The 20,457-nt window shown below is 54.3% G+C and carries 17 protein-coding genes and 1 riboswitch; of the genes, 11 read left to right on the plus strand and 6 right to left on the minus strand.

Annotation, left to right across the window (positions count from 1 at the left end):
- Positions 1-155: 155 nt before the first annotated feature.
- The 4 genes from pnuC to GCU45_RS33885 all read left to right on the plus strand — a co-directional run bounded on the left by pnuC (position 156) and on the right by GCU45_RS33885 (position 2,823).
- Positions 156-833, plus strand: coding sequence for a nicotinamide riboside transporter PnuC (gene pnuC, locus GCU45_RS23235; RefSeq protein WP_152400877.1), 678 nt, complete (start codon positions 156-158; stop codon positions 831-833).
- Positions 830-1,837 (plus strand): AAA family ATPase, encoded by a 1,008-nt coding sequence (locus tag GCU45_RS23240; RefSeq protein ID WP_152400879.1) that lies wholly within the window; start codon positions 830-832, stop codon positions 1,835-1,837. Before pnuC ends, GCU45_RS23240 begins: the two co-directional genes overlap by 4 nt.
- Before the next feature lie 230 nt (positions 1,838-2,067).
- The gene (locus tag GCU45_RS23245) at positions 2,068-2,622 is read left to right on the plus strand and encodes a riboflavin biosynthesis intermediates N-glycosidase (protein ID WP_152400881.1); all 555 of its coding nucleotides are present in this window, start codon (positions 2,068-2,070) and stop codon (positions 2,620-2,622) included.
- 54 nt (positions 2,623-2,676) lie between these two features.
- A complete protein-coding gene (locus tag GCU45_RS33885) occupies positions 2,677-2,823 on the plus strand; it encodes a hypothetical protein (protein ID WP_167527203.1) in 147 nt (48 codons plus the stop codon).
- A gap of 106 nt (positions 2,824-2,929) precedes the next feature.
- Here GCU45_RS33885 and yhbH read toward each other — a convergent pair whose 3' ends face one another.
- Complete coding sequence (gene yhbH, locus GCU45_RS23250; RefSeq protein ID WP_089545766.1) at positions 2,930-4,087, minus strand: sporulation protein YhbH; 1,158 nt, start codon at positions 4,085-4,087, stop codon at positions 2,930-2,932.
- Between the two features lie 238 nt (positions 4,088-4,325).
- A riboswitch (TPP riboswitch) is annotated at positions 4,326-4,435 on the plus strand.
- Between the two features lie 143 nt (positions 4,436-4,578).
- Here yhbH and thiE point away from each other — a divergent pair.
- The 6 genes from thiE (at position 4,579) to GCU45_RS23280 (ending at position 12,541) form a co-directional block, all read left to right on the plus strand.
- Positions 4,579-5,226: a thiamine phosphate synthase gene (gene thiE / locus GCU45_RS23255; protein ID WP_145025390.1), complete on the plus strand. Its 648-nt coding sequence runs from the start codon at positions 4,579-4,581 to the stop codon at positions 5,224-5,226.
- Complete coding sequence (thiS, locus tag GCU45_RS23260) at positions 5,210-5,407, plus strand: sulfur carrier protein ThiS (protein WP_089545768.1); 198 nt, start codon at positions 5,210-5,212, stop codon at positions 5,405-5,407. The genes thiE and thiS overlap by 17 nt, the downstream gene beginning before the upstream one ends.
- Positions 5,408-5,415: 8 nt before the next feature.
- Positions 5,416-6,195 (plus strand): thiazole synthase, encoded by a 780-nt coding sequence (locus tag GCU45_RS23265; protein WP_152400883.1) that lies wholly within the window; start codon positions 5,416-5,418, stop codon positions 6,193-6,195.
- A gap of 26 nt (positions 6,196-6,221) precedes the next feature.
- Entirely contained in the window at positions 6,222-7,367 is a 1,146-nt protein-coding gene (thiO, locus tag GCU45_RS23270) for a glycine oxidase ThiO (RefSeq protein ID WP_152400885.1), read from the plus strand.
- Positions 7,368-7,909: 542 nt separating this feature from the next.
- A complete protein-coding gene (locus GCU45_RS23275) occupies positions 7,910-9,139 on the plus strand; it encodes an S-layer homology domain-containing protein (RefSeq protein ID WP_152400887.1) in 1,230 nt (409 codons plus the stop codon).
- Between the two features lie 525 nt (positions 9,140-9,664).
- Positions 9,665-12,541, plus strand: coding sequence for a DUF5704 domain-containing protein (locus tag GCU45_RS23280; RefSeq protein WP_152400889.1), 2,877 nt, complete (start codon positions 9,665-9,667; stop codon positions 12,539-12,541).
- 80 nt (positions 12,542-12,621) lie between these two features.
- Here the strand turns inward: GCU45_RS23280 and GCU45_RS23285 are convergent, their stop codons facing one another.
- The 5 genes from GCU45_RS23285 to GCU45_RS23305 all read right to left on the minus strand — a co-directional run bounded on the left by GCU45_RS23285 (position 12,622) and on the right by GCU45_RS23305 (position 18,637).
- Entirely contained in the window at positions 12,622-13,467 is an 846-nt protein-coding gene (locus tag GCU45_RS23285) for a carbohydrate ABC transporter permease (RefSeq protein ID WP_425281302.1), read from the minus strand.
- A 54-nt stretch (positions 13,468-13,521) separates the two neighbouring features.
- Positions 13,522-14,403: a carbohydrate ABC transporter permease gene (locus tag GCU45_RS23290; protein ID WP_076170538.1), complete on the minus strand. Its 882-nt coding sequence runs from the start codon at positions 14,401-14,403 to the stop codon at positions 13,522-13,524.
- Positions 14,404-14,607: 204 nt separating this feature from the next.
- Positions 14,608-15,945 (minus strand): extracellular solute-binding protein, encoded by a 1,338-nt coding sequence (locus GCU45_RS23295; protein ID WP_152400891.1) that lies wholly within the window; start codon positions 15,943-15,945, stop codon positions 14,608-14,610.
- Between the two features lie 119 nt (positions 15,946-16,064).
- Positions 16,065-16,859, minus strand: coding sequence for a response regulator transcription factor (locus GCU45_RS23300; protein WP_152400894.1), 795 nt, complete (start codon positions 16,857-16,859; stop codon positions 16,065-16,067).
- Positions 16,860-16,861: 2 nt separating this feature from the next.
- On the minus strand, positions 16,862-18,637 hold the full coding sequence (locus GCU45_RS23305) for a sensor histidine kinase (RefSeq protein ID WP_152400896.1): 1,776 nt from the start codon (positions 18,635-18,637) through the stop codon (positions 16,862-16,864).
- 255 nt (positions 18,638-18,892) lie between these two features.
- Between GCU45_RS23305 and GCU45_RS23310 the strand changes: the two genes are divergently transcribed.
- Positions 18,893-20,455 (plus strand): response regulator, encoded by a 1,563-nt coding sequence (locus GCU45_RS23310; RefSeq protein WP_152400897.1) that lies wholly within the window; start codon positions 18,893-18,895, stop codon positions 20,453-20,455.
- Positions 20,456-20,457 lie beyond the last annotated feature (2 nt).

Consider the following 20,457-nt stretch of genomic DNA (forward strand, 5'->3'; position numbering starts at 1 on the left):
TTTTTTTCAAAAAACCATTGCTTCCGGGAGAACATCCTGCTAAGATGTAAACAACAAATTGATAATATCAAATTGATATTATCGATATCTCATCATTATTCTCATCGGTTACGGTGATCTGTGAAGGCGTAATGGAGCAGCTGGAGGGAACGGACATGGGAAAATGGTTTAAAGGATGGAGCGCCTACGAGCTGGTATGGCTCGGCGTATTTTGCGGAATTGCGGTCGGGCTTACGGCGATCATGAAGGATAGCCTGTTCGGGTTTACCGTGTTTCTGACCGGCGTGCTGTGCGTGGTGCTGGCGGCGAAGGGCAACCTGATGAGTTATGTATTCGGGATGTACAACACGTTCGGGTACGCGTACCTGGCTTATACGAACGGGATTTACGGGGAGATGCTGCTGAATCTGCTGTTCTTCGTTCCGATGAACGTGGTCGGCTTCTTCTTGTGGCGGAAGCATCAGGACGGCGGTAAGCTTGAGATGCGCCGCATGAACCTTCGAGGGATTCTGTGGACCGGAGCGGCCTGCGTGCTGGGCAGCGTGATGATCGGTTTTTTCCTGTCGCTGATACCGACGCAGAACTCGCCGTACATCGATGCGATCACCAACGTGCTGTCGGTTGTAGCAACCTTCCTGATGGTATGGCGTTATAAGGAACAATGGCTGGTGTATATCGTGCTGAATGCTTTTACCGTGCTGCTGTGGGTGCTGCGTACCTTGGACGGCAGTCCTGACGGGCTGCTCATGATCGTCATGTGGAGCGCGTATCTCATCAATGCGGCATACGGTTATTACACTTGGAACAAAGGGGCAAAGGAGGCTTACCGATGAAAAAGCTGGGACTGACGTTGGGTAAATTCGCCCCTTTTCATAAAGGGCATCAATACATGGTGGAGACGGCGCTGAAGGAAGTGGATGAACTGATCGTGGTCATTTACGATACGACGGTCACGACCATTCCGCTGCATATCCGCGCCGGCTGGATCCGGAAGCTGTATCCGGGCGTCAGGGTGATCGAAGCGTGGGACGGTCCGGACGGCTATTCGAATGACCGGGAGCATGAAATCCGGGAGGAGCAGTATATTTTGGGCCTGCTTGACGGCGAGCAGGTTACGCATTTTTATTCGAGCGAGTTTTACGGCGAGCACATGAGCAAGGCGCTTGGCGCCGTGGACCGCCGCGTCGATGAGGCGAGGGGCGTGGTGCCGATTTCGGCGACGATGATCCGGGAGGACCCGTATAAGCATCGTCAATTTGTAAGTGACATCGTATACCGTGATCTCATTACGAAGGTGGTCTTCGTCGGGGCGATGTCAACCGGCAAGTCAACGCTGACGGAGGCGCTGGCCGGCAAATACAACACAACTTATGCCAGCGAGTACGGCCGGGATTATTGGACGGAGCATCAGGTGGACCGGCGGATCAGCTTCGAGGCTTTTGACGAGATTGCGGCGGGGCACATCGAGCGCGAAGAGAAGGCGCTGCTGGAAGCGAACCGGTATCTGTTCGTGGACACGAACGCCATCACGACGTATATGTTCGCGCTGGATTATCACGGCCGGGCTCCGGAGCTGCTGGCCCGGCTGGCGCTGGAGAACGCCGGCAGATACGATCTCTTTTTCCTGTGCGAGGACGATATCCCATATGACGATACGTGGGACCGCAGCGGGGACCAGAAGCGGCATGTATTCCACAAGCAGATTATCGCCGATTTGAAGGAGCGCCGGATTCCTTACATCCCATTGAGGGGATCGCTGGAAGAGCGGATCAAGCGGGTCGAGGAGGTACTGAAGGCGTTTGTTCCGTACAGCAACTATTTTGGAAGCCTTGTTTAAGCCAGTCCATTTATTGGATTAAAGAGGGGGCTGCTGGTAGAATAGAGAACGGATTGCTAGATTGGCCTGGAGCCTAAGGCTCGGGCTGGCTAATGAATAGGCAACATTCAACAGGAAAAGGGATCGGCCAGTCTGGATACCTGAGACGGTGATCAACGGGCATGCGGGTCACAGGGCCTTTAGATTGCAGGGCTTAAGTACACGGGATCTCTTATATAGGGGGGAATTGGATGTATACCTTGGAAGAACTCCGGAAGGCATTCCGGAAAGGGACCAAGCTGAAATATGTTTTTTTCTGGGGGCACCAGCCCGCGGCGGATGGATCTATTACGAAGAGCTGCTTCAGCCAGTGGTGGGAAGCGAAGTTTACCGTGGACGGCGTGGAATATGTAAGTGCCGAGCATTATATGATGGCCGAGAAAGCAAGGCTGTTCGGTGACGAAGAGATCCGGGAACAGATTCTCGCAGCCAAGCATCCGAAGCAGGCCAAAGATCTGGGGCGGAAGGTGAGAGGATTCGATCCGGCCGTTTGGGACCGGGAAGGGTACTCCATTGTGGTCCGAGGAAACGAAGCGAAGTTTTCCCAAAACGACGATTTGAAGCAATTTCTGCTGGGCACCGGGCAGCGGGTGCTGGTAGAGGCAAGTCCCGTGGATTCGATCTGGGGCGTGGGGTTGGCCGCGGACGACGAGGCGGTTCTTAACCCGCTGCTGTGGAAAGGGAAGAACCTGCTTGGCTTTGCCTTGATGGAGGTTCGGGACCGTCTGCAGGCGGAAGAAGCCTAGCGGAAGTACGAAACATGCGTGTCGTGCGTGCGGTACCTAGCGGGAGTGAAGAACTTGGCAGCAGTAAGGAGCACGCTGGCAATGATGAGCACGTTGGAGCATGCTGGCAATGATAAGCATGCCGTCAGTGAGGAGCCTGGCAGGAGTCAGGATCAGTCGATTGTGGGAAAAAGGCTGCAAATCGAGGGTCATGCTATATAGAGGTCACCCGGCCATGCAAAAAGGTCGTTGACGGTTACTCAGCGTAACCGGACAGCGACCTTTTTTATATGCCATAATTTTGCGTTCCAGGAGACGATCCTTCGGCTTAGGTCAGTGCGCCTTCCTGCTTTTTAAAGAACGTACGCAGCGCTTGGTAGACCTCGCCCTTTTCCTTGATGACGTAATACATGAACTGGTCGAGTTTGATATTACGGTACGCGGACATCAGCGTGCTGCTCCGGTTGTACTGGTTGACTTCCCCGTAGCCGAACATGTTGCTGACTTTAAGCAGCTCGCCGATCAGCCGCACGCAGCGTTCGTTATCGGAAGTCAAGTTGTCGCCGTCCGAGAAATGGAACGGATAAATATTGTACTTGGCGGGCGGGTAGCGCCGGTCGATGATTTCCAGCGCCTTCTGGTAGGCGGACGAGCAGATCGTGCCCCCGCTTTCGCCACGGGTAAAGAAATCCTCTTCGGTGACTTCTTTGGCCTCCGTATGGTGGGCCACAAAGACGATATCGACCTTTTCGTACTGGCGGCGCAGGAAGCGGGTCATCCAGAAGAAGAAGCTGCGCGCGCAGTATTTTTCAAACGTACCCATCGACCCGGAAGTATCCATCATCGCAATGATGACCGCGCTGGAATGGGGAACGACGACGTCCTCCCACGTTTTATAACGCAGATCGTCGGGGCTGATATGGTGAATTCCCGGCTTGCCGCTGGTGGCGTTGCGCCGCAGATTTTCCAGGATCGTCCGCTTCTTGTCGATGTTGGACTGCATGCCTTTTTTGCGGATATCGTTGAACGTGATCGATTCAGTTTCGACTTCCTGCTGCTCTTTCGGCTTCATATTCGGCAGCTCCAGCTGATCGAACAGCATGTTCTCCAAGTCTTCGAGGCTGATCTCGGCTTCCATAATGTCCTGGCCTGGCTGGTCGCCGGCTTTTTCGCCTTGACCCGGCTTTTGCACCGGATCCCTGCCCAGCACGTCTCCCACCTGGCTGTCGCCGTCGCCCTGACCGACATGCTTTTGCTTCTGGTAGTTATAAATGAAACGGTATTCATCGAGGCTCCGGATGGGTACCTTGATGATTTGCTTACCGTCCGACATCACGATGTTTTCTTCTGTGATCAGGTCGGGCAGGTTCTGCTTGATGATTTCCTTAACCTTCTCCTGATGGCGGACCTGATCCTGGTACCCTTTCCGGTGCAGTGACCAGTCCTCCTTGGACACCACAAACAGCGAATGATCGTCTGATGGCATGTTCAGGCACCTCCCATGTTCCCATACTCAGCACAAACTTTGGCTTGTTAAACATTTATATTCACGGGCGGGGACGATATGTGATGACGCAAGAGATAAAATAAGAAGTTCGCCGCACCCAAATATATGAAATTTTGCGAGAATCGCTGCTATGGATGAGATAAGCGTTCCGATGCCGGTGATCTCACTCTGGCTATTGCCAAAAGTCAGCAGTTTGGGCTATAGTGGTTGTGAAATTAAATAGGAATGCGGGTGCTGGATGAAGTCCGGCTGAGATGGCAGCCTTATGCTGCGGACCGTTAATCTGATCCAGGTAATGCTGGCGTAGAGAATATCATTCGAATTGCGGTGCCATTCGTGTATTTCTCGAATGGTTTTTTTGTGTTAACCGGGTAAGAGGGCGCTTTCGCAAAATGAGGGCTTACCCTTCGCGATGATAGAAGCCGGCATGAAATGGAGGGAAAGGTAAAGGGAAGAGAGGAGAAGCAGTCATGGTTGATTTTCGTCTGTATGCGATTACCGGCGAGACGTTCCATCCGGGACGCCGGCTGGTGGACGTGATGGAGCAAGCCATTCGGGGAGGCGCGGACATCGTTCAATTCCGCGACAAAACAAGCGGCAGGGAAGAGCTGCTGCGCAAGGCGGCGGAGCTGCGGGAGCTGACCCGCCGCTACGGCGTCCCTTTTATCGTGAACGATCACGTTGATATCGCGATGGAGGTGGACGCGGACGGGATTCACCTCGGTCAAGGCGATATGCCGATCGCGGAAGCCAGAAAGCTTGTCGGCTCCAAGATCATCGGCATATCCACCCATGCAATTTCGGAAGCGCAGCTCGCCGAAGCGGAAGGGGCGGATTATATCGGCGTCGGGCCGATCTATGCGACGGCTACGAAAGCCGATGTGGTGGATCCGGTCGGTCTTTCGTACATTCGGGAAGTCGCCGGCGTCATCCAGATCCCTTTTGTGGCGATTGGCGGCATCAAGCTGGGCAACGTGGACGAAGTGATCCGGGCCGGTGCGAGCCGCGTCTGCGCGGTGAGCGAAATCGTCGGCAGCCCTGACCCGGAAGCGGTATGCCGGGCGTTCATTCACAAACTTGAAGGTAGAGGAGGAGCGGCGGATGGAACTGGTCATTAACGGAACAAAGCGGGAGCTGGCGGCCGAGACAGTAGCCGATGTCCTCCGCCTGCTGGGGCTGTCCGGCAGGCCGGTCATGGTGGAAGCGGACGGACAGGTGCTGAAGATCGAGCAGTGGGAGACGACTCCGGTTGTACCTGGAATGAAGCTGGAGCTGGTCCATTTCGTAGCGGGAGGTTGAGGGGGAAAATGAACAGAGATAATTGGCAGGTTGGCGGACAGGAACTGTCGTCGCGGTTGTTTTTGGGGACCGGGCTGTTCCCCGATCCTTATGTGCAGATGGAGGCGATCAAAGCTTCGGGAACCGAGGTGCTGACGTTCGCTATTCGCCGGATCCATCTCGATTCGGTGGAGGATGACTCCATTCTGCAACATGTGGAGCCCCAGAAATACATCTATCTTCCCAACACGTCCGGGGCGACAACGGCCGATGAGGCTGTCCGGATAGCCCGCCTGGCGCGGGCGTCGGGACTCAGCGACTGGGTTAAGGTGGAGATTAGCGCCAATAAGCGGACGCTCCTGCCCGATCCGATTGAAACGTTAAGGGCAACGGAAATATTGGTCAAGGAAGGCTTTACGGTACTGCCGTATATCTCTGACGATCCGGTGATCTGCAAAAAGCTGGAGGAAGCCGGGGCAGCCGCGGTTATGCCCGGCGCAGCGCCTATCGGAACCGGCCTCGGGATTCTGAATCCGTACCATCTCGGATTGATCGTGGAGGAGCTGTCGGTCCCTGTCATCGTGGATGCGGGGCTGGGGACAGCCAGCGATGTGGCACTGGCGATGGAGCTGGGGGTCTCCGGCATTCTGATGAATACCCCGGTGGCCAAAGCCAAAGATCCCGTGATGATGGCCCGGTCGATGAGGCTGGCGATTGAGGCGGGGCGTTTGGCTTACTTGTCCGGGCGGATTCCGAAGAAGAAATATGCTTCGGCCAGCAGCGGCCTGGAATCGCTCGTCATCGAATAAAGATGGATGGACAGGGGGCTGTAACAATGAGCGGAGACATCATCGTCATGGGAGGCGGCATTATCGGATTATCCTGCGCGCTGGAGCTGCGCCGCCGCGGCCTGAACGTCGCGCTGCTTGAAAAGGGACCTTGCGGCGGGCAGGCCTCCGGCGCGGCGGCAGGGATGCTCGCTCCGTATTCGGAGAACGTGGAGTCGCCGGACGAATTCTTCCGGTTGTGCCGTGAGAGCTTGTCGCTGTATCCGCAGTGGCAACAGGCGGTGAAGGACATCTCCGGCGTTCCTTTTGAATATGCCGAAACCGGCAGCCTATACGTGGTGAGGCATGAGGCGGATCTGCTGGCACTGGAGAGCCGGCTGGAATGGCAGCGGAGCTGGGGCTCCGGTGGCGAAATATTAACGGGAAGCGCGCTGTTCGATGCCGAGCCGGGACTGACCCGCGAAGCAGTAGCCGCCCTGCGGACACCGGTGGAGAGCCATGTGTATGCCCCGGATTTGACGGAAGCGGTCAAGCGGGCCTGCCTGGCCTCCGGCGTGCAGATTCATGAGCATCTTGGCCGGATCGAGCTGGCTGAATGGCGGGAGCGGGTTGCGCTGTGGGCGCAGAATGGCGAGCGGTTTGAAGCGGACCGGCTGCTGATCAGCACCGGTGCGTGGGTACAGGAGATGTCGGAACCCCTCGGCATCCGGATTCCTGTACATCCGATCCGGGGACAAATTTGCGCCTACACTTGGAACGAGGAGCGCGAGCGGCTTCGGCATCTGGTGTTCACCAGCCAGGGGTACCTGGTCCAAAAAGCAAACGGAACGCTCGTGTGCGGAGCCTCGGAGGATATCGCCGGGTTCGATACGTCCGTCACGGAAAAAGGGATCCGGCGGCTGACGGAGTGGAACAAACAGGTGCTGCCGGTCCTTGGCGAGGTGCAGCCGTTCCACCGCTGGGCGGGACTGCGCCCGGCGGTGCTGGACGGCCGGCCGCTGATCGGGCGGCTGGACGATGCCGGCCATATTTTTGTGGCCGCGGGTCATTACCGCAACGGCATCCTGCTCAGCCCGGTCACGGCCGCGCTGATCGCCGATAGCGTGGAGGGCAAGCCGCTGCCGGAGTGGTGTGGAGCGTTCCGGCCGAACCGGTTCGGTGAGGTGCAGGCGGGCGCTTTTTCGGGAAAATAAAGGATTGACGTCGTTAAACATTGCTTGTTCTAGCTGATAAAATTACGGACAATATAAAGTTATTCATTTGGCATGAGGCACATGGCAAAGCAGGAATGCATTCCTGCTTTGTTTTTTTTGTGTCGGGCGTCGCAGAAGCTATTTGCAGCATGTGCATCTTATATATCCATTAAACCCATATAATTGAAGTGATGATGCATAGTGACAATTAATGACAAATTTTGCGAAAATCCTGTAGTATACTGCAAGTAGTCCTATGCTAAATAGGAAAGAAGTTTCACAGGAATACATAAGGAGGTGTGGCTGCTTAGGGCCACGCGTGGGCAAGCAGTCCCGTCGGTTAAGAAAACATATTTTTTAGCAAGAGAGTTTAGGTTTAGAGCTACAAAGGGAACAGCAGCACCAGACGGTCGGGGAAGAAGTAGAAAGTTAGATTGTACCAGAATGTCAGGGAGGATAAGGAAGTTAGAGGATCAGTGAATTTATGAGGTAATAGGAAATTCAAGAAGCTGCATATTTTAAAAGATTGGAGCGGAAGAAGTATGTTCAAAGCGATGTTGATGACCATTTTTGCCGGGGCGATGATTCTTGGGACGGCAGGAGCAATCGAGCAGCCGGTGCCGGCCGCAGCGGCGGCGGCTTTTAAGGACGTGTCTGTGTCCCACTGGGCGTATCAGGCCATTAACGATGCGGTATCCAAAGGTTATCTCAAAGGTGACGGCAGCGGAAAATTCAGACCAAACGACCCGGTTACACGGGCTGAATTTGCGGCGATTTTGGCCAGGGTGTCGACGAACGAAAACGCTGGCGGAGCAGCGGCATTTTCCGATTTGACCGGGCACTGGAGCGAAAAGGAAGTGAGCGAGGCAGCGGGGAAGGGCTTTTTCAGTCCGTCCGATTACACAAACGGCTTTAAGCCGGGCACTCCGCTGACGCGGGTGGAAATGGCGAAGTGGATGGCCTCGGGACTGGCGGCCCGCGACGGAGAGTACAAGCAGGCGATCGAGGATACGAAGGACACCATCGTTCCGGTGACGGAGTATTACAAAGGCGGTTTGAACAAGGCCGACTATCCGTATGTGTCGGTCATGCTGGGAACGGGGCTGATGTCCGGGTATCCGGACGACAGCTTCGGCGGCGGCAAAACGACCACGCGTGCGGAGGTGGCGGTGATTATTCAGCGTTACGAGACGACGCAGACGAAGGCGCCAAAAGCGTTCAAGGGATTGAACGAGCTGCGGGAAGTGGGGACGACGGGGACGAATCTCCGGGCGGTGATCCCGGCGTATCAGTATACGGAGGGGCATGATTTAAAATCAATTCTTGGGAAAAGCTCGAGCCTAAGGAATGGAGAAGGTAAAGTTAAAGTTTATCATTATATTTTTATGAGTGGTTTGAGTGCAGAACAAACCGGGAGTATTTATGGCAGAATGTTTGTAGATAAGGCGACTAAGTTCTATAACGATTATTATCTGGTATTTATAGATACTTCTGTCGAAAGGATTAGCAAGAATTTTAATAATCGTAGCTACTCCAATGGAATTAATGCCTCACTTCAAGGTGGCTATAGAGTATTCGGAGAGAGTCCTAAAAAGTTTGGATATAAGACCCTTTTGACTGATTTTGGAGACACATTCTTTTTAATAAATAAAGAAACAAGATTTTGGACTACTTCAACTGTTCCTAGATTTATAACGAACGGCTATAGCGCGGGTGAGAGTTTTTTTGCTGATGATGGCTCATACGGCGGAATCCTTATGAAGAAAGAGTAAGGGGCTGTTGTAGTGAGAGGATATCGAAATAAAACTATTAATATTGCCTTCCTGGCAATGCTTTATTTAGTTGGAAATATTATTGCCTTTGATGCAGATACGGTGGTTGCAGAGAGCTATCCATCTGACAGCACTGTTGCTCCAACTGGGCCACAGATTAGACAGGTAGTAACTAAAAAAGTATCAGGAAGTGCAAAACCACACCCGGGTGTTTATTGGTATCAAGTAGATGATGGTTCGTTTCAAGCAGACATTATTGAAGAAGGTTTACATTATACAACAGACAATGCAGGTGATAATTTTAATAATCCGTATCCAATGGAGAAAGAAACAGCAACAAAAATTAACTCATTAGATTATAAGCCTAGTGATTTTCTAGATATGGATAAGGTGAAAGTACCATCCGAGGCGGTAGAGGAGATTAAGTTAGTAAAAGATCAAATTTCCTTTGGACCACAGACTAATTTTATGCCAGGAAAAACTCTTCCGAATTTAATTGTTCTCCCTGATAATTTAAGCATTAAGATGTATACGATAACTGGTGGTCCCAATTTCACAAATCGTAAAGAACTCGACATCAAGCACCGACCAAATGGCTTCCCTAAATACCTGGTCGAGTACGACATCAACCTTAACCTCACCTGGGAAGGCACCGCCAAAGAAATCAAGGAAATGCGGGTGACTCCCGCGAGTGCATCGATGAAACCCGGGGAGAAGAAGAACTTTAAGGCCGAGGTGCGCACGAAGCCTTTCAGCGTGAAGGGCGATACGAGCTTCGGCGATTTCGTTGACGTGACCACGCGCTCCGAAACGGTGTGGAGCTCCGACAAAAGCGCGGTGGCGACGGTGGACAGCAGCGGGAACGTGACCGCCGTAGGCAAAGGCACGGCCAAAATCACGGCCGTATGGAAAAGCGGCCTCTACTACCTGTACGGCACAGCCACCGTGACCGTCGGCGATGGGGGCGGGGACGGACCGCCGCCGGTCGATCCCCCGGATCCCGCGGTAAGCTGCACCGAGCCGGCGCCGGGTCAATCGATGACCGGCAAATACATGGACCCCGTCGTGACAGCCAAAATCAAAGCTGATGCCCGCGGTAGCGAGCGGTTTGACGTGCTTCAGGGCATTCCGACCTCCGAGAGCTTATACGGCAATGTGCTCGCCCGGAATCACCTGTACCAGGACAAGTTCGTACAGATGACCGGGACGTGTACATATACGGTTAACGTAACCAAGGAGTACACGCTGAAGTGGGATCCGGGCAAGGAAGTGCCGAACGCCGACGGCAAAGGAACGCATATCGAGCCGGACCCGCAGAGCGAGACCGAAAGCAAAACGTATACCTACCAAATTGAGCGGCGGTATGCTTTCTGGAAAATTGATAACCTGGAAGTCTACCAAATCCGCGAGGCGATTCTAGACAATTACGCCCTGCCGGGCGGCCGGATTGCCATCCAGCCGAGTGGGTACAGTCCACCGTATTATGCCGCTGCGACGACTGGAAATTACGATCCGCCTGCTCCGCCCGGAGAGCTTACGGCTGCCGGACAGACGCTGACCGGGGGCAAGTCCAAGCCGTCGGTGCCGAATGACGAAAGCGCCCTGAAAGGGGAAGCGGAGAAAGCCGTCGGCAAAATCCAGGTGACGAATGACTCGCTGGTCTTTAACGGACAGACGATGATGAACAACCAGAAGGTTGAGGAATCGGGCCCGACACCGTCACAGATTCCCGAGCCGCCTCAGATCGGCGATAACGTGCTGTACAGCCCGGGAAATCTGATCGACCGAAGCAAAACCAATAAAAAGGATACGCCGAGCGCGGGCAAAATCGAATATGACCTGATGCCGGGAAATATAAACGGCGGGCAGAATCAGGAGTTTCCGATCTACGGCATCAACACCGTGACGGTCCATACGCCTGTGGTCAACTATTCCTCCGTGTCGGACGATGCGGCGCACAACCAGAAAACGAATCCGGACGCCGACCGGTCCGCCCTGATTCTGGAACGCCCGTTCACGGTCCGTATTCCGACGAGCGGCCAGCATGTCAACTATCCAGGTTACGGCAACCGGGATTATGCCAAGTATTTCCGCACTAAGCAGGTCAAGTTCCCTTTTGACGTCTATGATGGGAACCGGACCACCTTTATTCCGAAAAATACTTGGGTGGACATTCCGGTCGGCCAGCTGGACACGACCTTTTATTTGCCGGTATGGGTGGACGAAGGTCCATATCAGATCGCGTTTCGCAATATTGCCGAAAATGCCCCGGCCGACTATACGCAGCAAGATGACGCCAATACGAGCCTGGTGTATCATGCCGCATACGATGAGGTGGCGGTTGATGTCATTGGACGGCTGTATGACTTTCATGTGACCGATATTGCCGATTACAATTGGGAGACCGTGTTCCGGTCTCAGAAGGGCAGCGCGATCCAGACGGGCGTCTCTTATTGGGTTGGTCAGAAAGGGATCGATGGCGATCCGCGGGGCAATGCAGCCGTCTTTACGCTGCCGATCCGTCCGGGAAGCAGCCCGCTGCAGGGTTTCAAGAACGTGTCCGTCAAGACCGGATACCACTTCAAGTTTGATTTTAAAACGAAAGGGAATATGTTCGGCCCGCTGGACGGCATCCGCATCACGCCAACCTTCTATTATGTCAGAAAAGACGGGAAGGCCGTCAACGGCCGCGGGGATACGCGGATTCCGGTGGATCTGTACTACAGCACCAGCTCGAAGCATTTTGTGAAAATCGGCTCGTCTGCGGATCAGGTCCAGCGTTACGTCATCTTAAATGACCGGCTCCGGAACGTGCCCGCGCAGGAGCTGCGGGATACGGCAGGCTACAAGTTTAATCATGGCGGCACAGCCGGGGGGATGAACCGGAACGAATACATCAACAGCTATGTAAACAAGTATACGAAGCAAAAGACGCCGGTCGGAAGCTACAGCCTGCTGATGCTGCCTGAGCAGCTGCGGACGTTTCTCAGCCTGAAGGACCCCGTACCTGAATCGGTGAACCGCGAACGGGCGGACGTATCGATCCAGAAATGGTACGGCGAGTACAGCCTGCCGGCCGATCCCTATGTGGTCGAAGCGGGCACGAATGTGGCGGAATACGGGCGCACGCACGGCGGGCTGGACGACAAGTCCCCGATTTTTCTGAAGAACGGCTACATCGTCGTGAACTTCAATATCGAGTCTATTCAGGCGGGCGACTTGAAAAATCCGCATTTGCAGTACATTTACGCCCCGCTGATGAATCAGTGGCAGATGGAGGGCTTTAACCGGAACATCCAGGATGCCTACGGGAACCGGTTTGCGCTAAAAGACGGCGACGTCGTCTTTTACCAGACCGATCAATCCAGCAGGGATGACTTCAGCGGCCAGGTGCCGCATTAACGGGAAATCAGTAAAAAAGGGCTGCCCTTAGGTCAGTTTTGACCTTTGGGGACAGCCCTTTTTTTTGTGCGCTAAATGTATCAGCCTTTGACCGACCCGGCGGCGATGCCCTCCACGATCCGGTTGCTGAGCACCAGGAAGATGACGAGAATCGGCAGAATGCTGATCATCAGCGTCGCCCCGATGGCGCCCCAGTCGGTCGTGTACTGTCCGACGAAGTTCTGGACGCCGACCGTCAAGGTCTTCAGGTTGTCCGAGCTGATGAAGGTGTTGACGAAAATAAACTCGTTCCAGTTATAAATCATGTTGATGATCGCAGCCGTGGCAATAACCGAGAACGTCATCGGCATCACGATCCGGAAGAACATGCGGTTCACGGAGCAGCCGTCCATAATGGCGGCCTCTTCCACTTCCCGCGGCAGCGCGTAATAGAAGCCGAGCAGGATCATGATCGTAATCGGCAGGTTAAAGGCGGTGTAGGACAGGATGATGCTGAGCTGGTTGTCCGTCAGCCCCACTTTTTGAAACAGGATGAACAAGGGAATCAGGGTCGAATGCACCGGGATCATCATGCCCACCATGAACAGGCCGAGGACGAACGAGCTGAGCTTCCAGCGCATCCGGGTGATCGCAAAGGTCACGAAGCTGGCGAGCAGAATCGTCAGCACGACGGCAATGACGGTGATCAGGACACTGTTTATAAAATAACGGCCGATATTTCCCTGCTGCCATACGTTTTCATAGTTCTCCCATTTGGGATGGCTGGGGAGGGCGAAAGGAGGAAGATTGAATACCTCCTGGTTATTCTTCAAGGAAAACAAAAGCAGCCATACCAGCGGCAAAATTTGCAGGACCGCTCCCGCAATCAGCACGACATAGAGCAGGCCGGAGCCGATTCTGGCGCCGACAGGCCGGGAAGACCGCATCACGGGAACGGATACGGCCGGACTTGCGGTTCTCATCATAAGCACCTCCTCTTATCAGGAATATTGAATCGTGTCTTTGGAGGCGGTTGCCTTACGGATCGCCCAGGTGGCGACCATGCAGATGATCAGCAGGAAGAAGCCGATCGCACTGCCGTAGCCGAAATCGAATCCGCGGAACGCCTTTTGATACATATATGACGCCATCACTTCGCTGGCCCCGTTCGGCCCGCCGTCTGTCATGACGTAGATCAAATCGAAATATTTCAGCGAGCCGACGACAGCCAGCACAATCGTGACTTTGACGACCTCGGAAACGAGCGGCAGCTTGATTCGGAGGGCAATCTGCCACGGATTGGCTCCGTCGATCCGGGCTGCTTCAATGAGCGATGCCGGAATGTTTTTCAGGGCGGCGTAGTAGATCAGGATATAGAAACCGGCGTACTGCCATAGAATCGGAATGAACAAGGCGTACAGCACGAGCTTCGGATCCGACAGCCACGCAGGGGGATCCTCCACGCCAAGCGACACGAGAAACGTATTGAGGATGCCGTTTGTCGGATGGTAGATTTTCAGCCACAGCTGGGCAATGGCTACCGAAGAGAGCAGCATCGGAATCAAATAGATTTTCCGGAGGAGTCCCGCCCCCTTGATGTTCCCGGCCAGGATCAGTGCAACGATCATATAAACGGCCAGGCTCACCGTCGATAGTACCGCGAATAATAATGAATGGTACACGCTGTTCCAGAATGCGCTGTCCTTCATCAGGTTGGCGTAGTTCTCCATCCCGATAAAACTCATGCTGCTGACGCCATCCCATTTCATCAGGCCGTAGTATCCGGTAAGAACGATGGGAATATAAATGATAGCCATAATCAGAAGCAGGGACGGCAGCACGTATAGGGCGATGATCTTTTTGTTCGACATCACTTTGTCCATAACTAGGAAGCCTCCTTACGATGCTAGTCGGAGAAGAAAAACGTCTATCGACGTAAATTCACAGAAGACAGACCGCCATTAGAGGAAGTTTTTCTTGCGATATAAGGAAGCCGAGTCTCCGAAGCTTATACTTTCTTATATCTTAGAGAAAAGGACGCCCCGTCGGAGCTCGCCGGTTCGTCCTTTCATCCCCTACTATGACGGTTACTTTCCGGTCTTTAACGCCTCTTCCTGCTTTTTGGCGAATTCCTCCGGTGTGATGGCATTGCCGAGCAGTGCCTGAATCAGGTTGTAATGTTCTTCTGCGGCACCCGGTTTCATTTGTACGTCCAGATAGAGAATGACTTTGCTGGCGTTATTCAGTTCGTTCAAGACGTCAATGAACATTTGTGGCAGCTTGACACTGGAGGTGTCGACCTTTGTTCCCGGGATAATGCCTGCGTCAACCACGGACAGCTCACCCCATCTTTTGACGAAGTAGTTGACGAACTTCTTGGCATCCTCTTTGACCTTGGAGTTTTCGGAGACGAACATGCCGACGCCGACGCCGCCGACCCAGTCGTTAATGTTCCCCTTGCCGCCTTCGATCGTCGGGAATTTGAAAAAGCCGATCTTGTCCTTGAATTCCTGCGGGATATCCGGATTGGTCGTATAGTTTGGCACTTCCCACGTTCCCATAGCGTACATGGCCGCTTTCTCGTTCATAAATTCGGATTTGGCCTCGTCGTTGGACAGCCCGTTAAAGCCTTTTACAAAGGCATTGCTTTTCACCAAATCCTGGGCTTCCTTGGCGGCCTGGATCAGGCTTGGATCGCTGAATGTGCTGCTGGCTACCGCCTGATCCTGCACGTCCGGACCACCGAGCCGGTCAGCCAGGTACATGTACCAGAAGGAGCCGGTCCAGGCGTCTTTCGATCCTAGCGCGATCGGGGTAACTTTGTTGTCGTTCAGCGTTTTGATGATAATTTTGAATTCTTCATAAGTTTTCGGCGGCTGCAGATTGTATTTGGCAAAAATCTCTTTGTTGTAATAAACAGGCACGATGTTCAGCTCGACAGGCAGCGCGTATGTTTTACCGTCCACGGCGTAGGCTTCGGTCGTTCCCGCCACAAATTTGTCTTTCAGGTCGCCTTGAAGCAGGTCGTCCAGCGGGGCGAACATGTTGCCTTTAACGTACGGCTCCAAAAATCCAGCAGCCCATGTAAAGCCGACGTCCGGCAGGCTGTTGGAAGCGGAGAGGACCTTCAGTTTATTTTTATACTGCTCGTTCTCAAGCACTTCCGTTTCGATTTTGACGTTCGGGTTGGCCTGCTCGTATTCGCTGATGATTTGCTTCGCCAGCTTGTTCTGGGCGGAATTGCTGCCGTCCGGCCACAGGTGCATCATTTTGATCGTGACTTTATCACCGGAACCACCGGATGAACTCCCGCCGCCGGCGGCCGTCTTGCCGTCGTCCGAACTGTTTTTACTTCCGCCGCAGGCCGACAGCACGAGTGTCAATGCCAGCAGCAGCATGGATGCGGATAACCATTTCTTTTTCATAAATGCCCGTTTCCCCCTTCGTATCATCGCGAGAGATGTATGCGCTTTCCCTCTGAAGCCAAGTGTAGCATCCCGTATTAGGAGGACATAAGGGCACAGCGTTTGGGTATAGTTCCACTTTATTTGGGTGCTGCCTGACCGCCTTTGCGGTAGGCGCCAGGGCTTGCGCCTTCGTAGTCCTTGAAGACCTTGTTAAAATACTTGGTTGTCTGATAGCCGACGCGTTCGGCGATTTCCGAGACCGGCAGCTTCGTCTGCAGGAGAAGCTCCTTGGCCTTCTGGATTCGGAGTCGGGTGACATATTCGATGAAGGTCATTTCCATCTGCTCCTTAAAAAGGACGCTGAAATAGCTGGGGTTTAAATGGACGTGATCGGCCACTTCCCGCAGACCGAAGCCTTGATCCAAATGCTGCGACACGTATTGAAGCGCTTCCTGGACCGGCTCTGCCAGCGTATTCACATCCCCGGTGGCGTCAAGGAGCTTGCTGTCGACCATGCGCTGGATTTTGCTCATCCGCGAGCGTTCCTCCTGAACCTGGAGTGCCTTCTCTACAGCATCGAACAGCTTGTCCTTGCGGATCGGCTTGAGCAAATAATTGACAACGCCTAACTGGATCGCCTGCTGCGCATACTCGAATTCGGCGTAGCCGGAAATCAGAATAATGGCCAGCTGGGCGGCCGGTGATCCGGATTCCAGCTGCTGCACCAGATTGAGTCCGCTGATCTCCGGCATGCGGATATCGGTAATAAGCAGATCGACCGCCTCGCGCTCCAGCAGGTCCAGGGCGTCGCGGCCGTTGTCGGCCGAAATGACGCTACATGCGCCGTTCCCCCAGGTTTCCAGCATGCGGGTCAATCCTTGCCTCGTTCGGGGTTCGTCATCTACGACTAAAATCGTTTTCGATTTAACCATCGTTACATCTCTCCTGTCTGGATCCCTGTCTGGATCGGAATGGTTAAGCTTACCCGGGTTCCCCTGTGGATTTGGCTGTCGATCGCCAGCCCGGATTCATCCGGCCGGTCCCCGCCGTAGTAGAGCTTGATCCGCTGCTGGACGTTAAAAATCCCCATGCCGGAGCCTTTGAAGGGCGGCGTTATTCCGGTCTGGAGCGCCGTGACGATCCGGCGGAGGTTATCCTCGTCGATGCCTTTTCCGTCGTCGGTCACCGTGACGACCAGATGCATCTGATCCGCGGACAGGGAGACGCCGACCGACACCTTGCCAGGGCCGATCCGGCCCTCAATGCCGTGCAGGATGGCGTTCTCCACCAGGGGCTGGATCAGGAGCTTTGGCATCGGCACCGATGCCAAGGCCGGTGGCGACGAGATCGACCAGGACAGCCGGTCGCCAAGCCGCATTTTCATGATAAGCAGGTAGCGCTCGATATGCTCGAGCTCATCTTCGAGCCGGACCCATTCCTCCTTGCCCGGCCCGGTGATCGTATAGCGGAACAGATCGGCCATCGCCACGACATATTCGGCCAGCTCGTCTTCGTCTTTTTCCATGAGAGACCAGTACAGCGCTTCAAGCGTGTTAAACAGAAAATGTGGATGGATTTGGGCCTGCAGCGCTTTCAATTCCGTGCGGCTCTGCAAAATCTCCTTCTCGTAAACGAGCCCGATCAGCTCGTTCATATGCTCAACCATTTGGTTGTAGGAGTGATTCAGCTCGTTAATTTCGATGGTGGACGAAATTTGCACCGTCGGCTTGAGGCCGCTGAGCCGGGCGCTGCGCATCGTCTTGATCAGGCGGAAGACCGGCCGCGTGATCAGGGTCGACAGCAGGAAGGACAGCAGGATGAACAGGATGCTGCCGATGCCCGCGGAGACCAGGATCGCGGTGCGCAGTACCGAAATGCCGCTTGTGATCGCGCTGATTGGCGTCAGGATCAGCAGTGTCCATCCGGTCAAGGCGGACTGCTGCTTGACGAGCATGTACTTTTGTCCGTCGATGGCGACGACCGCGTCGTTCGTATCCACCAGGGACTTGATGCGCCAGGGCGTGACCTGGTCGTCGTTCACAGCGATGAGGCTGTAGTTCCGGTCGGCAAGCAGCATCGTTTCGCGGCCGCCATCCTCGTTCAGCGCCTCGTCGATTTGAAAAATCTCACGGTTCATCCGGATGAGGAGATACCCGCCCGGCCTGAACCATTGGTCCATCAGACTGACGCTGCGGATCGCCAGCACGGAATTCGGATCCAGCGGATCGATCCCGATCCAGACGATGCGCCCCTTCTCCTCGCGGGCGTTATCGATCCACTTCTGGCTGATCCTGCTGTTCAGATGGCCTTCATCCAGCGGGAACAGCCTGCGTTTGCTGCCGCTGTACAGCTCGACCGAGTTGACGCCGTCGGCATAGGTCTGAACGATTTTGATGCTGTTCAGCAAGGACTGGCGTTCCGAGAACGTGGCGTGCCTGCCTGCCGACTCGTTCAGCAGAACCTGCTGAACGTAGGTATTGGTGGCGACCTGAGTGGTCAGGGAATCGATTTGGTTCAGAACGGCCTCAAGCCTTCCGCTCGCCTGAATGGCCGTTTGTTGAATGTGCTTCTCCGCGTTGTTTTTCAGCAGCCTGGAGACTGTATCGAAGTTCACGATCCCAACGACCGACAAAATAATGAGCATCACAAACAGAAAGCCGAAGAGCATTTGATTCCGGAGCGTGTTGAACCGGTTCAGTTTCGTTCGCATCAGGGTCAACCTTTCTGAACGGAGAGTGGTATGGAAGAGGAATGACATAGTTGAAATGTAACCTAAGTCAGCGGTTTCTGTCATTATCCTTTTTCAGGCGGGTATGGCGTAAAGATGCAGAAAGAGAACGGTTTCTTTTTTACAACTCTTTTGCTAAAATCAGGCTAACTTAGAAGGTAATAGAGGGAAACCTGCCATACACACCTTTGTGAATGCGCTTACAACGGGTGGGTCAACGAGTAAGGAGCGAGGATCATGTTGAACGTACTTTTGGTGGACGATGAGCCGTGGGTTCTTGAGGGCCTCCGGACGATGATCGACTGGAACAAATACGGTTTTCAGGTTTGCGGGGAGGCACAGAGCGGACCGGATGCGCTGCGGTTCATTCAGGAGCATCGTCCCGAGCTGGTGGTCACCGACATCAACATGCCGGTGCTGAGCGGCATTGAATTGATCGAGCAGTCGAATCAGCTGCTGGCCAAACCACCCAAATTCGTTGTGCTGAGCGGCTATGACGACTTTTCGTACGCCCAGGCAGCGATGCGGCAGCGGGTGGCTGAATACCTGCTTAAACCGGTGGATGACGAGGAGATAGGCGAACTGCTCGTCAAGCTCAGCCGGAAGATCGGCGATGAAATTGAAGCAGAGCATCATCAGGCGAAAAAGGAGCTGCTGGCCGTCAGCCATATGATGAACAGGCTGATACAGGGAGAGTACGGCGAAGCCATGGAGGAGCAGATCAAGCGCTCCCTGAAGCTGGAGGGCAATTCAGAATTGCAATGCTTGCTGGTATGGATAGAAAACGTATTCGATCCCGCTGAGATAAGTCCGCTGCTGACTCGAGAATTTGAAGGAGAAACAGGCTGTCTTTTTCAGGACGGATGCGGAAGAATGGGATTTGTCGTGCAGTCCGGCGCCTCAGTTTCGGGCCGTCTGCAGGACGCCGCAATCCAGATTCACCGGGAGCTGACTGAACGGCTGGACGGGCCGGTCATTATCGCTGTCAGCGAGCCGAAACGCAGTCTGCGCTCGATCCGGGAGTTGTATGCCCAAACGGTGGAAGTCGTGGAGCGGAAGCGCTGTCTGGGGAAAAGCGGAGTGTTTTTCTACCAGGAGTGCATCCGTCCGGTAAACCGGGAGCGGCTCCTGCAAACATTCAAAACGCTTCTGGAAACGGTGCAGGAAGGGGATCCGGAAGGCATCACCGCTTGTGTAAAGGAATCCTTCGCATGGATTGCCGCGGGTCCTGTGGAGCTGGAATGGGTGAAAACCCATGTGGCGGATATAGAATGGTCCGTCTGCGGCCTGATCAAGGACCTGAACGGCGACCCGGCCGCTTTGATGAGGGCGCAGGAAAGGCAGCTTGGCACGCTTGGTGAAATCAGGGATTACCGGGCACTTCAGGCCTATGTAGAGCGTTTCTGCCTTCAGGCGGGGGCCCTTCTGTCCGAGCTGAAGCTGAGCAGCGAGAGCAACACCGTTTACCAGGTCGTGCAATACGTCGACCGCGAGTTCCGCGGAAAGCTGCAGCTGCAGGATTTAGCCCGGCATTTTCATATGAATGCGACTTACTTGGGCCAGCTGTTCAAGAAAACGACGGGGAAGCCGTTTAACGAATACCTCAATGACAAGCGGATCGAAGAGGCGAAAAGGCTGCTCAAGCGCTCCCCGCTCAAAATCTCCGACGTGGCGCTTCAGGTGGGCTACCCGAACACGGACTATTTTATTAACAAATTCAAGCTGAAAACCGGCATGCTGCCTTCGGCCTACAAGCAGGATGCCGGAAATTCGCCGGATGGACCGATGGGGGAGCGATGAAA

It is taken from the genome of Paenibacillus cellulositrophicus (genome assembly GCF_009363095.1).
Classification (GTDB): Bacteria; Bacillota; Bacilli; order Paenibacillales; family Paenibacillaceae; genus Paenibacillus_AQ; species Paenibacillus_AQ favisporus.

Bases quoted from the DNA above. Each gene is read 5' to 3' on its own strand.
- pnuC (WP_152400877.1), top strand. From the start codon at position 156: ATGGGAAAATGGTTTAAAGGATGGAGCGCCTACGAGCTGGTATGGCTC.
- GCU45_RS23240 (WP_152400879.1), top strand. From the start codon at position 830: ATGAAAAAGCTGGGACTGACGTTGGGTAAATTCGCCCCTTTTCATAAA.
- GCU45_RS23245 (WP_152400881.1), top strand. From the start codon at position 2,068: ATGTATACCTTGGAAGAACTCCGGAAGGCATTCCGGAAAGGGACCAAG.
- yhbH (WP_089545766.1), bottom strand. From the start codon at position 4,087: ATGCCATCAGACGATCATTCGCTGTTTGTGGTGTCCAAGGAGGACTGG.
- thiE (WP_145025390.1), top strand. From the start codon at position 4,579: ATGGTTGATTTTCGTCTGTATGCGATTACCGGCGAGACGTTCCATCCG.
- thiS (WP_089545768.1), top strand. From the start codon at position 5,210: ATGGAACTGGTCATTAACGGAACAAAGCGGGAGCTGGCGGCCGAGACA.
- GCU45_RS23265 (WP_152400883.1), top strand. From the start codon at position 5,416: ATGAACAGAGATAATTGGCAGGTTGGCGGACAGGAACTGTCGTCGCGG.
- thiO (WP_152400885.1), top strand. From the start codon at position 6,222: ATGAGCGGAGACATCATCGTCATGGGAGGCGGCATTATCGGATTATCC.
- GCU45_RS23275 (WP_152400887.1), top strand. From the start codon at position 7,910: ATGTTCAAAGCGATGTTGATGACCATTTTTGCCGGGGCGATGATTCTT.
- GCU45_RS23280 (WP_152400889.1), top strand. From the start codon at position 9,665: ATGTATACGATAACTGGTGGTCCCAATTTCACAAATCGTAAAGAACTC.
- GCU45_RS23285 (WP_425281302.1), bottom strand. From the start codon at position 13,467: ATGCGGTCTTCCCGGCCTGTCGGCGCCAGAATCGGCTCCGGCCTGCTC.
- GCU45_RS23290 (WP_076170538.1), bottom strand. From the start codon at position 14,403: ATGGACAAAGTGATGTCGAACAAAAAGATCATCGCCCTATACGTGCTG.
- GCU45_RS23295 (WP_152400891.1), bottom strand. From the start codon at position 15,945: ATGAAAAAGAAATGGTTATCCGCATCCATGCTGCTGCTGGCATTGACA.
- GCU45_RS23300 (WP_152400894.1), bottom strand. From the start codon at position 16,859: ATGGTTAAATCGAAAACGATTTTAGTCGTAGATGACGAACCCCGAACG.
- GCU45_RS23305 (WP_152400896.1), bottom strand. From the start codon at position 18,637: ATGCGAACGAAACTGAACCGGTTCAACACGCTCCGGAATCAAATGCTC.
- GCU45_RS23310 (WP_152400897.1), top strand. From the start codon at position 18,893: ATGTTGAACGTACTTTTGGTGGACGATGAGCCGTGGGTTCTTGAGGGC.